The organism is Oxalobacteraceae bacterium OTU3CINTB1 (genome assembly GCA_024123955.1).
Taxonomy (GTDB): domain Bacteria; phylum Pseudomonadota; class Gammaproteobacteria; order Burkholderiales; family Burkholderiaceae_D; genus Rugamonas.
The window spans coordinates 4,085,187-4,098,675 of the sequence record CP099652.1; the positions used below are offsets into that span (position 1 = coordinate 4,085,187).

Sequence of the window (13,489 nt, forward strand, 5' to 3'; positions counted from 1 at the left end):
TTCGTTCAGTTGTTGCCAGCGGTGGCGGCGGTGGCGTCGATGGTGGCCGGTGCCGGCGCCTTCATCGGTGCCGGCGCGGCGCCCACCGTGACCAGGTCGCCGTGGCCGAGGAAGGCGCCGCCGGCCACCACCACCCGCGCCGGCGCCGCGATGCCGTCGACGATCTCGATCCTGTCGCCCGCGCGCCGCCCGACTGTCACCTTGGTCTGCGCCACGCGCGAATCGGCGCCCACCCGCAGTACGTAGCTGAAGCCATCACGCATCAGCACCGCGCTTTGCGGCAACGTCACCATGCGCGCGCTGCCGGTCTCGAACTCGCCGCGCGCGAACATGCCGGCGCGCGCCGGGCTCCCCGGCGGCAAGTCAACGTACACCAGACCGTTGCGCGAGAGCGTATCGACCGCCGGCGCGACCATCCGCAGGCGGCCGTTTATCGGCTTACCGCCGGCCGGCGTCACCAGCGCGGCCTGGCCCGGCTTGAGCTGCGCCAGGTCGGAAGCCGCGACCTCGGCGCGCCATTCCAGCCGGCCTCGCAGGATCAGCCGAAAGAGCTCCTGCCCGGCCGGCGGCACCGCCCCCACCGTCGCGCCGCGCGCCGAGATCACGCCGTCGTCCGGAGCCAGCACGCGGGTCTGCGCCAGGCGCAGTTGCTGGGTGTTCTCGGCGGCCCGCAACGCGTCCAGCCGCGCCTGCGCGGTGCGCTCGGCCGTGAGGTATTGCTGGATTTGCTGGGCCGACATGGCGCCGGTGGTTTGCAGTTGACGGGCGCGCTGCGCGTTGGCCCCGGCCTCGGCCAGCGCGGCCTCCGCCTCGGCGGCGGCGGCGCGGCTTTGCGCCAGCTCGGCGCCCACGGTGGCGGCGGCGAAGGTGGCCAGCACCTGGCCGCGCCGGACCACGTCGCCGACATTGACCCTGACCTCGGCCAGGCGCAGGCCGTTGGCCTCGGCGCCGATGCTGGCTTCCTGCCAGGCCGCGATATTGCCGTTGGCGGCCAGCCGGATCGGCAGCACGGCTGGCTGCGGCGTCGCGACCTCGACCGTCAGCACGCTCCTGGGAGCCGACGCCGGGGGCTTGGCCGGCTCCGGCATGGCAACCGCGATGGCGGCGACGGCAAGCGTGGCGGTCAGCGCCGCAGCCAGATAAAGGATATGGTGGCGTATATTTTTCATCATTGGTTTCCTTGTTCCTGGCGGGCCGGCGCGGTGCGGCTGACCATGTTGGCGATGGGTGGTTCGGGCGACTCGGCGGTGGTCGCGATCGAAGCCTGCGCGCCGGCTTCGGACCAGCCGCCGCCGAGCTCGCGGTACAGGGCGATCCAGGCGGCCACGCGCTCGCGCCGCAGCTCGATCACCGCGACCTGCGCGGCGAGCATGCTGCGGCGGGCGTCCTCCAGCTCGAACAAGCTGGCGGTGCCGGCTTGGTAGCTCGCCTCCGTCGCACGGTAGGAGCGCTCGAATCCGGCGGCGGCCGCATAGGTGTCGGCGCCTCGCGCAGCCGTGCTTTGTAGTGTGACCAGCGCCGTTTCGACGTCGCGCACCGCTTCGCGCAGGCGTGCCGCGTAGACCGTGGTGGCGGTCTCGTAGCGCACGCGCGCCGCCTGCGCGCTGGCGCGCAGCGCGCCGCCGTCGAACAGCGGCAAGGTCACGGTCACCGGTCCCACGCTCCAGACGCTGCCGTTGCTGCTGACACCGCCGCCACTCACGCGGCTGGCGACTATGCTGCCGGCTAGGGTAACGCGCGGCCAGCGTTGCGCCTGTGCCTGGTCGGCACGTGCGCTGGCGGCCACAACGTCGCGCGCGGCGGCGTAGATGTCGGGCCGTTGCGCCAGCACGGCGGCCGGCACGGCGGCCACGGCCAGTTCGGCTGGTTGCGGCAGGCGGGCGGCACCGGCCGCGAGCTCGCCGCGCAGCGCCGTCTCGTCCAGCGCGGTGAGTGCGACCAGCGTCTTGACCGAGAGATCGCATTGCGCGCGCTGCTGGACCAGGGCGGCGTTCGCCTGCGCGGCGCTGGCGCGCGCCAGATCGGCCGCGGCCGGCGCGCGGAAGCCGGCGTCCGCCGCCAGATTGGTCAGTTCGGCGGTCCGGGTCCGCGAACGGACGTCGAGTTCGGCCTGCACCAATTGCGCTTCGCAAGCGCGCAAGCCCAGGTAGGCGGTGGCGATCTCGGCGGCCAGGGACACCCGCGCCACATGCCAGCCGGCCTGGCTGGACTCCAGTGCGGCCTGGGCGGCGCCGGCGCCGGCGCGGTTGGCGCCGAACAGGTCCAGCTCCCAGCCGGCCTGCAAGCCGGCCGACGAAGCCTCCCCAACCGGTGCGGCGATCTCCGAGCGGGCACGACTGGCGCTGGCATTGGCGCTTAGATTGGGCATCAAGGCGGCGCCGCTGGACACCCCGGCCGCGCGGGCCTCGGCGATGCGGGCCACGGCCTCCGCCAGCGTCGGGCTGGCGCCCTGCCCGGCCGCGATCAGGCGCGGCACCAGCAAGTCGTCGAACTGCCCCCACCAAAGGCCCAGGCCGGCAAGCTGGCCGCGGTGCGGCAGCGGCGCGTGCCATTGGGCGGCCACCGGCGCCGCCGGACCGCCCGGTGTCAGCTCGGGAACGGCGGTCGCGCAGCCGGCCAACAACGCGACGGCGGCCAGCTGCGGCGCGCGCGACAGCGCCCGGCGGATAAATAGAACGAAGTTGGCGGGTGGACGCATGCGATGCCCTCGGCTTTAACAAAGCGTCACTATCGGGCAGCGCGTCTTTCCGGATACTTACCGGAAAGGACGGATTTTGATGTTTTTTCCAGGTAAGTATTCAGTAAGACGACTTGGCCGACCATGTGGTTTCACATTCAACATTCGGAGAAACCACCATGCAGTTTCCGCGCATCTTTACCTCGGCCACCCCTTCGGCAATCCACCACGTGGCGGTCGCCTCGGTCCTCGCACTCGGGCTGGGCGCCGCCTCCATGGCGAACGCCGCCCCGGGCGACGCGGCGTCCTCGTGGGGCCTGGGCGTGGCCGCCTTCACCGAGCAGCAGCCGTATGCCGGCATCGACCGGGAAAACCGCGCATTGCCGCTGATCTCCTACGACAACCAATATGTGCGCGTGTTCGGCCCCGTTGTCGAATTCAAGGCTTACAGCCTCGACCTCGGCGGTGGTCAGCGCCTCGACCTGCGCGTGGTCGGCAAATACGACTTCAGCGGTTATGAAGCCAAGGACGCGCCCATCCTGAATGGCATGCGCGAGCGCAAAGGTGGTTTTTGGGCGGGCGGCAAGGTGAAATGGACGACCGGCGTGGTCGACGTCAGCGCCGAACTGCTGGCCGACGCCTCGGGCAACAGCAAGGGACGCCGCTTCAACCTGGGCCTGGAAAAGAACTGGCGCATCGGCCAGCATGTTATATTGACGCCCCGCGCAGGCGCCAGCTGGGTCGACAAGAAATACGTCGACTACTACTATGGCGTCGCCGCCGACGAGGCGCGCGCCGGCCGTGCCGCTTACGAGGGCAAATCCGGCGTCAACGCCGAACTGGGCTTGCGTAGCACCTACGTTTTCGATGCCCACCACTCCATGTTTCTTGATCTGGGGGTGAGTAAGCTTTCCAAAAAGATCAAGGATAGCCCTCTGGTCGACCGCGCGACCGAGAGCCGCGTCGGCCTGGGATACCTGTACCGCTTCTGATGAATCGCATTCTACTAATCGAAGACCACGACCGCCTGGCCCAGCTGATGTGCAAGGCGCTGGCGGCCGCCGGCATCGCGGTCGACGTCCTCGACCGCATCGACACCGCGTGGTCCGCGATCCAGCAACTGCCGTATCAGGCGATCATCCTCGACCGCGGCTTGCCGGACGGCGACGGGCTATCGCTGTTGCAGCGCGTGCGCGCCGCCGGGCTGCACGTGCCCTGCCTGGTGCTGACGGCGCGCGACGCGCTGCACGACCGCGTCGCGGGACTTGAGGCCGGGGCTGACGACTACCTGCCCAAGCCGTTCGCCATGGACGAGATGGTCGCACGGGTGCGGGCCTTGCTGCGCCGCCCCGTGGACTTCCGTTCGCTCGATCCCAGCCACGACGACCTGACCCTGCGCCCCGGCGAGGGCCTGGTCTGCTGTGCGGAGGAAAGCGTCACCCTCGCCCCGGCGGAGATGCAGATCATGCTGATGCTGGTGCACCGCCATGCCGAGGTGGTGCGCCGCAGCGCGCTGGAGGCCGCCGCCTGGGGGCTGAGCGAGGCGGTCACGCCCAACGCGCTGGACGTGGCGCTGCACCGGATACGCCGCAAACTGCTGGCCATCGGCTCGCGCCAACGGATCATCAACGTGAGGGGACTGGGTTATGCGCTTCGCGAAACCGACGTGGCTGAATAGCCTGGGCGTCAAAGTCCTGCTCGCTTATGTGGCCGGCATGGTGCTCAGCATCACCCTGCTGCTGGCGGCCGTTTTTTACCTCATCTCGACGAAAAGCGAGATTTTGCCCAGCATGGACGTGGCCGAACGCGCGGAGGAAATGGCCGAGGCGCTGCTCTTCGATAGCGCCGGACGGCCGGTCGGCTTCATGGAAAGCGAAGACAGCCACCCCTGGACGTACGACAGTCTCCGGCGCGAGATCTCGTACCGCGTGCTGGACACGGCCGGCAACGTCGCGCTGGCGTCCGCCACCGGCCCCGGGACGGCATGGCCGTCGACACCGGCCACGCGCCGGTTGACATCCGGCCCCTTCACCTTCGATTTCGCCGGCGTGCCGATGTACGCCGGCACCGCCGCCGTCGAGCATGAGGGCAAGCGCTGGTTTGTGCAGTTCGCCGCCAGCAAGCGGATCGTCGAGCTGTTCCAAACCGAGTTCGCGCTTCCGTTCATGGGCGCCGGCGTCGTGTTGTTCAGTCTGGTCATGCTGTTCGTCTTCGGCGCCTGCGCGCTGATCACGCTGCGCTACACGCTCAAGCCGCTGCGCGAAGTGTCGGAGTCGGCCGCGTCGATTTCCCCGCGCGCGCTGCACGCGCGGCTGCGGGTCAACGCCGTGCCGGCCGAAATCGCGCCGCTGGTCGACAGTTTCAACCGCGTGCTGGAGCGCCTGGAACTGGGTTATCGCGTCCAGCAGGGTTTTCTGGCGACGGCCGCACACGAGCTGAAAACGCCGCTGGCCCTGATCCGCGCACAAGTCGAGTTGACGGGCGAAGGTAGCGAGCGCGATTCGCTACTGAGCGACATTCAGCACATGACGCGCCAGGTGCAGCAGTTGCTGCTGCTGGCCGAAGCGAGCGAGGAGCAAAATTACATTTTCGCCATGGTCGATCCGCGCGACGTCGGCGCCGAGGCGGTCGGCTATCTGCGCCGCATGGCCGATGCGGCGAACGTACGCCTGACCTTGCGCGACGACGGCCCCGTGGCGCCATGGCAGGCGGACCCGGCGACGCTGTTCACCTTGCTGAAAAACCTGCTGGAAAACGCCATCCAGCATGCCCCCCAAGGCACCGAGGTGTGCCTGACGGTCGGCGCCGGGGCGCTGACGGTACGCGATAGCGGCCCCGGGGTGACACCGGAACAGATGGCGCGGATGTTCGAGCGCTTCTGGCGTGGCGCGCACCGCCGCGACCATGGCGCCGGATTGGGCCTCTCGATTTGCCAGGAAATCGCGCGCGCGCACGGCTGGACACTGGCGGCAGAGCCGATGGCGCCTGGACTGCTGTTCCGGCTGACGACCCGACCGACGCCGGACGCGTAAACCCGGTGCGGCGCAAGGCCAAGGCCGGCACGCGCGCGTCGTTGCAGAAGTTGATGGCGCAGCCGTCGGACGGCGCCACGCCAATGCTAGCGCCGGGGAAGAAACGCCCACCAGCGGCTGCCGGCGAAGTTCCACAACAGTCCCAGACCGGTGGCCAGCGCCTGCGCCGGCCAGTAATGCCAACCCGCTCCCTGCACCAGCAGCGACATCAGCGCGGTGTTCAGGCACCAACCCAGGCCCAGCAGGGTCAAATAGCGGCCGGCCGCGCCCAGATGGCCGTCGCCGCCGCCAAACGTAAAGAAATAGTTCATCACATAGTTGACCACCGCGGCCAGCGCATAGCCGGCGCCCGACGCCGCGGCCGCGCCGGCGCCGCAGCGCTCGACGCCAAACCACAGCAGCAGGTACTGCACCGCCGTGCCAGAGGCGCCGACCAGTGCGAAGCGCAGGAACTGCCCCAACAGCGGTGTCGCCGCGAGCGCCGCCAGTGCAGCGCGGTCTATCCGGAATTTCACGAGGCGCTTATCAAGTAATCGGCATGTTGCGACACCGCCCGCCGGGCCGTGGCACGCGGCGCGCTGGACGGGGCGTTCTTGGCGAGCCGGGAGCCGCGCCCGATGCCGTGGTACTCAAACCCGTACGCGTCCATTGCCTCCGGCTCGAACAGATTGCGCCCGTCGAAGATGACCGGCTGTTTCAGCGCCGCCTTGATCTTGCCGAAATCGGGGCTACGAAACGCCTTCCACTCGGTGACGACCGCCAGCGCGTCGGCGCCGGCCAAGGCGTCGAGCGGGGTGGCGGCGAAGCGCACCCGCGCCAGCTCACCGGCGCTGAGATCCAGCGCCAAGGTCCGCGCGGCCTCGGCCATCGCGACCGGGTCGTACACGGCCACGGTCGCGCCCGCGCGTAGCAACTGGCGCAGCAGCGCGCGCGCCGGCGCTTCCCGCATGTCGTCGGTGTTCGGCTTGAACGCCAGTCCCCACACAGCGAAATGCCTGCCGTCCAGATCGTCGTCGTAGCGCCGGAGGATCTTGCGGCCCAGTAGCTGCTGCTGTTGCTGGTTGACCGCCTCCACCGCGCGCAGGATCAACAGCTCCTGGCCGAAGCGTGCGGCGGTGCGCGCGAGCGCCCGCACGTCCTTCGGAAAGCAGGAACCGCCGTAGCCGGCGCCGGCGTACAGGAAGCCGTGGCCGATACGCGGATCGGCGCCGATGCCGCGCCGCACCGCCTCGATATCGACGCCGACGCAATCGGCCAGATTGGCCAGTTCGTTCATCAACGAGATGCGCGTGGCCAGCATGGCGTTGGCGGCATATTTGGTGAACTCGGCCGAGCGCACGTCCATCCAGTGGGTGCGCTCGTGGTTGCGGTTGAAAGGCTTGTAGAGCGTGCGCAGCAGGTCACGCGCGCGCTCGCCATCGGGCGTGCCGTCGCAGCCGATGACGATGCGGTCGGGCCGCATGAAATCCTCGACTGCCGCGCCCTCCTTGAGGAACTCGGGGTTCGAGACGACCGAGAAAGCGGCAACCGAAGCGCGCCTGCCCAACTCCACGCGCAGCGCGGCGGCCACGCGCTCGCCGGTGCCGACCGGCACGGTCGACTTGTCGACCACAACCTTGAAGCCGCGCATGTGGCGGCCGATCGCGCGCGCGGCGGCCAGCACGTGCCGCAGGTCGGCGGCGCCGTCCTCGTCGCTTGGCGTGCCGACCGCGATGAACTGCAAGTCGCCGTGCTCCACGGCGGCGGCGACGTCGGTGCAAAAGCGCAGCCTGCCGGCGTCACGGTTGCGTTCGACGATTTCCTCGAGCCCCGGTTCGTGGATTGGCATGCCGCCGCCGTTGAGCAGCGCGATCTTGTCCTCGTCGAGGTCGAGGCAGACGACATCGTTGCCCAGTTCGGCCAGGCAGGCGCCCGTCACCAGGCCGACGTAGCCCGTTCCGATGATGGTGATTTTCATGCTGGCGCCCCGCTTCGTTGGAACGGATCGAGAAATTGCGACATCGGGATACTCCTCAAGATAAAGGGAAGGAAAGGAAAGGCCACGCTTACGGCGCCCCGTCCTGCATGATCACGCGCCCGGAACGCCCGGGCAGCTCGCCCCAGCCCAACGGCGACGTCGGCAACGGCGCGTGCCTGACCTTGTCGTAGTAGTCGGCCATCGCGCCGAATCGGTAGCCTTGCGCGCGCCAGCCGAGCAGCAACTGCTCGAACACCGGCGCCAGCTTTTGTCCTTCCAGTTCGGCGTGCAGCGTGTAGACATGGTCGCGCGGTGCGCCGGCGGTCAGCGACAACAGGTGCGCCGCGACGTTGTCGGGTGTGATCGTCCTGCCGTCGATCGCACGCCCGAGCAGTTCGTCGAGCGTGGGCAAGGTGGTGGGCAACTGGATGCAGTCGATCAGGCGGGCGCCGGCCACCACCCGGTGCGGTCCGCTGGCCGGGTCGCGCAGCGCGCCCCGCTCGTCCAGCGCCGCGCGGCCGTCGGAGGCATACCGGTAGCCGGTGGCCTCGTGTTCGGCGAAGGCGGCGGCGTTCATCTGCCAGCCGGCCGCGCCATGCGTGCGCGAGGCCAGGCCGAACACGTCGACATGGCGGCGCGCGGCCTTGCGCATCATCTCGCGCGTCCACTCGGCGCCGCGCGCGGCCACGTCGTCCTGCCACCGCACGTGGTCCCAGGTGTGGATGCCGCATTCGAAGCCGGCGTCGCGCACCGCGCGCAGCTCCACCGCGCAGCGCCGGCCGATGTCGGGGCCGGGCAGCAAGGTGCCGTACATCAGCGTCTTCAAGCCGTAGTGTTCCAGCACAGCGGTGCGCGCGACCTTGCTGAAAAATCCGGGCCGCAGCGCGCGCCGCAGGGCCCACCCCGTGTGGTCGGGTCCGAGGGAGAACAGGAACGTGGCGTTGGCCCCGTGCGCGCGCAGCATGCGCACCAGGTTGCCCACGCCCAGCCGGGTGCCGCGATAAGTGTCGACGTCGATCTTGAGCGTCAGTAGTGGTGGCGTCGCCATCAGTCGATCAGCGCCCGGGCCTGCGCCACTTGGCCGCGATAGGCGTCGAAGATGCGCCGCAGCGCGTCGGCCATGCCGGTGACCGGCTTCCAGTCCAGCTCCGCGCTGGTGTTGGCGATCTTCGGCACGCGGTTCTGCACGTCCTGGTAACCTTCGCCGTAGTAGGCGCCGGACGTGGTCTCGACGATCTTCACCCGACGCGCCGCCTCCGCGTACTCCGGGTAGTCGGCGGCCAGCGCCATCATCATTTGGGCCAGTTCGCGAATCGAATAATTGTTGACCGGATTGCCGATGTTGTAGATTTTTCCGGTGGCGACGCCGTCGACGTTGGCGATGATGCGCACCAGGGCATCGATACCGTCGTCGATGTAGGTGAAGGCGCGTTTTTGGGCGCCACCGTCGACCAGCGAGATCGCCTCGCCGCGCACGATATGGCCGAAGAACTGCGTCACCACGCGCGACGAGCCCTCCTTGGCGGTGTGGATCGAGTCCAGTCCCGCACCGATCCAGTTGAAGGGCCGGAACAGCGTGAAGTTCAGTCCCTCCATGCCGTAGCCCCAGATCACCCGGTCCATCAACTGCTTGGCGTTGGAATAGATCCAGCGCGGCTTGTTGATCGGGCCGCACACCAGTTCGGAGTTTTCAGGATCGAACTCCTCGTCGTGGCACATGCCGTACACCTCCGACGTCGACGGGAACACCAGGTGCTTGCCGTATTTGGCGGCCGAGCGCACGATCGGCAGGTTGGCCTCGAAATCGAGTTCGAACACGCGCAAGGGTTCCTTGACGTAGGTCGACGGCGTGGCGATGGCCACCAACGGCACGATCACGTCGCACTTCTTGACGTGGTATTCGATCCACTCCTTGTTGATCGTGATGTCGCCCTCGTAGAAATGCATGCGCGACTTGTACGCCGGGTTCTCCAGCAGGGCCGTGATGCGGTCGGTGTGCATGTCCATGCCGAACACCTCCCAGTCGGTGCTTTCGAGGATGCGCTTGGACAGGTGGTGGCCGATAAAGCCGTTGACGCCGAGGATTAGGACTTTTTTCATGATGTGCTCAGGTGATGTCGATCTGCGCCGCCGAACTGGCCAGCATGGTTTGTAACTGTTGTGGCGATATCTCGGCCGCGCCGTCCAGCAAGGAGGAAATGGCCAACATCCGGCCGTCGCCGCACACGCCGACGATCGCGCCGTCGAGCACCGCCAGGCCGGGCGCCGTGCCGGACGCCGCCCCCCCGCGCAGCAGGCGCGCTCGCGCCAAGGTCAGCGTCACGCCGCCCACCTCCGTGTGCGCGCCGGGATACGGCGGCGCCACCGCGCGGTGCAGGTTGTAGACGGTTTGCGCGTCGGCGTGCCAGTCGATGCGGCCGTCGGCCGGCGTGCGCGCGCCGAAGTAACTGCCCTGCCGCAGGTCATTGTCGCGGCGCAGAGGATCGCCCGCCAGCAGTGCCGGCAGCACGCCCCACAAGGTCTGCTCCGCCGCCACGGTGACCTTGCCGAACACCTCGAAGGCCGTGTCGTCGGGCAGGATGGGCACCGCCGTCTGCGCCACGATGGCGCCGGCGTCGGGCTTGACGGTCATCTCGTGCAAGGTGGCGCCGGTGCGGTCGGCGCCATGCAGCACGGCCCAGTTGACCGGCGCCCGGCCGCGAAACTTCGGCAGCAGCGAGCCATGCATGTTGTAGGCCGGCGCCACCGCCAGCACGGCGGCCGGCAGCATGTGGCGGTAGTAAAAACTGAACAGGAAATCGGGCCGGGCCGCGCGCACTGCGGCCAGCAGCGCCGGATCCGCAGGGTCGGGATGGACAGTGGTGGCGATGCCGTGTTCGCGGCAAACCGCCCGCACCGAGCCGTACCAGATGTTCTCGGCCGGATCTTCGTCGTGCGTGACGACAAGTGCGACGTCCACGCCGCCGGCCAGCAGTACCCGCAGGCAGCGCACGCCGACATCGTGGTAGGCGAACACCACGGCGCGCGGCGCCGTCACCGCCCCACCCCGCGCTGTTCCCGCTGCGAGATGGCCGCCGCGTTGGCGGCGTCGGCCACCTGCCGCCGCGCCGCCGGCGCCAGCTCCTCAAGGATGGTTTCCACCACATAGCGCGGCCGCGCGCGCACCTGCTGGTAGATGCGGCCGATGTACTCCCCCAGCAAGCCGATGCCGAACAAGATCACGCCCATCAAGAAGAACAGCAGCGCGAACAAGGTGAACGCGCCTTCGGCCTCGGCGCCGAGCAGCAGCCGGCGCGTCAACAGCACCAGCACCAACAGACCCGAGGCGCCCGACAGCGCCATGCCCAGCATCGAGAACATTTGCAGCGGAACCAGCGAGAAGCCGGTCACCAGGTCGAAGTTGAGCCGTATCAGGCTGTAGAACGAATACTTCGACGCGCCGGCCGCGCGCTCCTCGTGCTCGACCACGACCTCGGCCGGATTGCGCGCGAAGGTGTAGGCCAGCGCCGGCACGAAGGTGTTGACCTCGGCGCACTGGTTGACCAAGTCGATGACATTGCGGCCGTAGGCGCGCAGCATGTTGCCCTGGTCGGTGATGCGGATGTGGGTGATGCGCTCGCGCATCCGGTTCATCGCCTTCGATGCCAACGTGCGCCAGGCCGAATCCTGGCGCACGCGCCGGATCGAGCCGACGTAGTCGTGGCCCGCGCGGATCTTGTCGACCAGCTTGCCGATCTCCTCGGGCGGGTTTTGCAGGTCGGCGTCGAGGGTGACCATGATTTCGCCGCGCGCTGATTGGAAGCCGGCCAGGATCGCCATGTGCTGGCCGTAATTGCCGTTGAACAGTACCACCCGGGTGACGTCGGGCCGCCGCCGGAACTGCTCGGCCAGCAACGATACCGAGGCGTCGCGGCTGCCGTCGTTGACGAACACGATCTCGTAGCCGGTGCGCAGCGCGTCGAGTGCCGGATACAGGCGCGCGAACAGGCCCGGCAGCCCCTCCTCCTCGTTGTAGACCGGAATGACGATGGACAATTCGGGCATCATGGCAATTCTTTCGTCAGTTGATTGGAGATCACGAGCCGGCGCGCGTCGCGTGCCACCAGCCGCATCGGCACGCCGCGCTGGCGCAGCCGGTCGTACAGGGCTTGGCTGGCGATGGCCATCGAGGGCCGGCCGGCGGCGCTGTCCTGCCGCCATTGGGCGACGAACTCGTCCAGTCCGGACAGCGCCAGTCGCGGTTCCTGTTGCAGCCCGAAGGCGAATTCGTCCACGTATTCGACCAGGATGGCCGGCCGGCCCAGATAGAAGGTCAGCGACTGCTCGTAGCGGCCGACGGCGTACAGCTTGGTGGCCGGCGTCAGTTCGGCGCGGATCGCCGGCAGCAGCGCGGTGCCGGCGCGGTCCTTGCCGTACACCTCGAAACCGGCGACGATCAAGTGCGTGGCGAGAAAGCCGGCCACCGCCATCGTCAAGACGGCCGGATCGCGCCGCTCTTGGGCCGCGTGGAACCACGCCAGGCAACCGCCGACTAACATAATGCAGCCGGCGAACATCAGCCACGGCTGGTAGCTGCGCAGGCTGTGCGCCGCAGAGCCGCCCGCGCCCACGCCTATCTGCAGCGCCACCGGCACCGCGACCACCAGCAAAGCGCCGACCGTCGCCAGCAGCGCGGCGGCGACCATGTGCGGACGGCGGCCGGCGGCGTCCAGGCACAGCGCCGTGAGCAACGCCAACGCCGGGAACACCGGCACGATGTAGCCGGGCAGCTTCGAGCTCGACATGCTGAAAAACACGAAGATGAAGGCGAACCAGATCAGCAACAACAATCGCGGCTGGAACCGGCCCGGCGCGCGCCTGGCGCCGGCCGCCAACGTGTGCGGCAACCAGCCCAACCAAGGCAACATGCCAGGCAGCAGCAGCATGATGAAGGCGTACCACGGCCCCTCGCGCTGGTGGCCAGGGCTCAGGAAGCGATCGAAATGCTCGTGGATGAAGAAGAAATACGGCTGTTCGGGGTTGCGTTGGGCGACCAGGATGAACCAGGGCGCGGCGATGGTGAAAAACAACAGCAATCCCTTGCCCATGTGCAGGCGGGTCCAGATGCGCCAATCGCGCGCGGCAGCGCCGTAGAGCACCAGCACGGCGCCCGGCAGCACCACGCCGACCAGGCCTTTGGCCAGCACCGCCAGTGCCATCGCCGCCCACGCGACCAGCATCCAGGCGCGCCGCTGGCCGGCGGTGGCGCCATCGCGCTGGGCGATCAGCACGGCCGCCAGGCAGGTGGCCATCATGCCCGACAGGCTCATGTCGAGCGAATTGATCTGGCCCGACGCCAGCCAAAACAGCGTCGACGCCAGCACCAGGCCGGCATACAGCCCGACGCGGGGCGAAAACACCACACGCCCGGCACAGGCGGTCATCACCACGCCGACGATGCCGCAGACGCCGGTCCACAGCCGCGCCTGCCATTCGCCCAGGCCGAACAGGGTGAAGGTCAGCGCGTTCATCCACGCTTGCAGCGGCGGCTTCTCGAAATATTTAATGCCGTTCAGGCGCGTGGTGATCCAGTCGCCGCTGGTGAACATCTCGCGGCCGATCTCGGCGTAGCGGCCCTCGTCGGGCGGCACCAGCGTTCGCACGCCGAGCGCGCCCAGCGTGATCAGGACGAAGCCGCCGAACAGCATCCACAGCAGCGCCGTCGACAGCGTCGGGGTGGCGCCGGCGCGTTTGGACGGCGGCGCCGGGCGCGCGGCGAGCGCGTCGTCGAGCAACGCGTCGCCAGCGCCGCCGGTGAATGGCCGACGCGCCGCGTCGTGTATC

Annotated in this window: 12 protein-coding genes; 3 read left to right on the forward strand and 9 right to left on the reverse strand. The window is 68.7% G+C overall.

Annotation, left to right across the window (positions count from 1 at the left end):
* Nucleotides 1-5: 5 nt before the first annotated feature.
* Entirely contained in the window at nucleotides 6-1,169 is a 1,164-nt protein-coding gene (locus tag NHH73_17665; protein USX24447.1) for an efflux RND transporter periplasmic adaptor subunit, read from the reverse strand.
* Nucleotides 1,169-2,698: an efflux transporter outer membrane subunit gene (locus NHH73_17670; GenBank protein ID USX24448.1), complete on the reverse strand. Its 1,530-nt coding sequence runs from the start codon at nucleotides 2,696-2,698 to the stop codon at nucleotides 1,169-1,171. Before NHH73_17670 ends, NHH73_17665 begins: the two co-directional genes overlap by 1 nt.
* Nucleotides 2,699-2,856: 158 nt before the next feature.
* On the opposite strand from NHH73_17670, the gene NHH73_17675 reads away from it, so the two are divergent.
* The 3 genes from NHH73_17675 to NHH73_17685 are packed head-to-tail and all read left to right on the forward strand — an operon-like array spanning nucleotide 2,857 to nucleotide 5,709.
* Complete coding sequence (locus NHH73_17675) at nucleotides 2,857-3,669, forward strand: MipA/OmpV family protein (GenBank protein USX24449.1); 813 nt, start codon at nucleotides 2,857-2,859, stop codon at nucleotides 3,667-3,669.
* A complete protein-coding gene (locus tag NHH73_17680) occupies nucleotides 3,669-4,355 on the forward strand; it encodes a response regulator transcription factor (GenBank protein ID USX24450.1) in 687 nt (228 codons plus the stop codon). Before NHH73_17675 ends, NHH73_17680 begins: the two co-directional genes overlap by 1 nt.
* Nucleotides 4,324-5,709 (forward strand): HAMP domain-containing histidine kinase, encoded by a 1,386-nt coding sequence (locus NHH73_17685; protein USX24451.1) that lies wholly within the window; start codon nucleotides 4,324-4,326, stop codon nucleotides 5,707-5,709. The genes NHH73_17680 and NHH73_17685 overlap by 32 nt, the downstream gene beginning before the upstream one ends.
* A gap of 86 nt (nucleotides 5,710-5,795) precedes the next feature.
* Here NHH73_17685 and NHH73_17690 read toward each other — a convergent pair whose 3' ends face one another.
* From NHH73_17690 to NHH73_17720, 7 genes are all read right to left on the reverse strand, one after another.
* On the reverse strand, nucleotides 5,796-6,224 hold the full coding sequence (locus NHH73_17690) for a GtrA family protein (GenBank protein USX24452.1): 429 nt from the start codon (nucleotides 6,222-6,224) through the stop codon (nucleotides 5,796-5,798).
* Nucleotides 6,221-7,666 carry a UDP-glucose/GDP-mannose dehydrogenase family protein gene (locus tag NHH73_17695; protein ID USX24453.1) on the reverse strand — a complete coding sequence of 482 codons (1,446 nt, stop codon included), beginning with the start codon at nucleotides 7,664-7,666 and terminating at the stop codon, nucleotides 6,221-6,223. The genes NHH73_17690 and NHH73_17695 overlap by 4 nt, the downstream gene beginning before the upstream one ends.
* A gap of 88 nt (nucleotides 7,667-7,754) precedes the next feature.
* A complete protein-coding gene (locus NHH73_17700; protein USX24454.1) occupies nucleotides 7,755-8,714 on the reverse strand; it encodes a polysaccharide deacetylase family protein in 960 nt (319 codons plus the stop codon).
* Entirely contained in the window at nucleotides 8,714-9,766 is a 1,053-nt protein-coding gene (locus tag NHH73_17705; GenBank protein USX24455.1) for a bifunctional UDP-4-keto-pentose/UDP-xylose synthase, read from the reverse strand. The genes NHH73_17700 and NHH73_17705 overlap by 1 nt, the downstream gene beginning before the upstream one ends.
* 7 nt (nucleotides 9,767-9,773) lie before the next feature.
* Nucleotides 9,774-10,703 (reverse strand): formyltransferase, encoded by a 930-nt coding sequence (locus tag NHH73_17710; GenBank protein ID USX24456.1) that lies wholly within the window; start codon nucleotides 10,701-10,703, stop codon nucleotides 9,774-9,776.
* Nucleotides 10,700-11,713 (reverse strand): glycosyltransferase, encoded by a 1,014-nt coding sequence (locus tag NHH73_17715; GenBank protein ID USX24457.1) that lies wholly within the window; start codon nucleotides 11,711-11,713, stop codon nucleotides 10,700-10,702. The genes NHH73_17710 and NHH73_17715 overlap by 4 nt, the downstream gene beginning before the upstream one ends.
* Entirely contained in the window at nucleotides 11,710-13,353 is a 1,644-nt protein-coding gene (locus tag NHH73_17720) for a glycosyltransferase family 39 protein (protein USX29649.1), read from the reverse strand. The genes NHH73_17715 and NHH73_17720 overlap by 4 nt, the downstream gene beginning before the upstream one ends.
* Nucleotides 13,354-13,489 lie beyond the last annotated feature (136 nt).

Coding starts and splice junctions, on each gene's coding strand:
- NHH73_17665 (USX24447.1), bottom strand. CDS start 1,169: ATGAAAAATATACGCCACCATATCCTTTATCTGGCTGCGGCGCTGACC.
- NHH73_17670 (USX24448.1), bottom strand. CDS start 2,698: ATGCGTCCACCCGCCAACTTCGTTCTATTTATCCGCCGGGCGCTGTCG.
- NHH73_17675 (USX24449.1), top strand. CDS start 2,857: ATGCAGTTTCCGCGCATCTTTACCTCGGCCACCCCTTCGGCAATCCAC.
- NHH73_17680 (USX24450.1), top strand. CDS start 3,669: ATGAATCGCATTCTACTAATCGAAGACCACGACCGCCTGGCCCAGCTG.
- NHH73_17685 (USX24451.1), top strand. CDS start 4,324: ATGCGCTTCGCGAAACCGACGTGGCTGAATAGCCTGGGCGTCAAAGTC.
- NHH73_17695 (USX24453.1), bottom strand. CDS start 7,666: ATGAAAATCACCATCATCGGAACGGGCTACGTCGGCCTGGTGACGGGC.
- NHH73_17700 (USX24454.1), bottom strand. CDS start 8,714: ATGGCGACGCCACCACTACTGACGCTCAAGATCGACGTCGACACTTAT.
- NHH73_17705 (USX24455.1), bottom strand. CDS start 9,766: ATGAAAAAAGTCCTAATCCTCGGCGTCAACGGCTTTATCGGCCACCAC.
- NHH73_17715 (USX24457.1), bottom strand. CDS start 11,713: ATGATGCCCGAATTGTCCATCGTCATTCCGGTCTACAACGAGGAGGAG.
- NHH73_17720 (USX29649.1), bottom strand. CDS start 13,353: ATGCTGTTCGGCGGCTTCGTCCTGATCACGCTGGGCGCGCTCGGCGTG.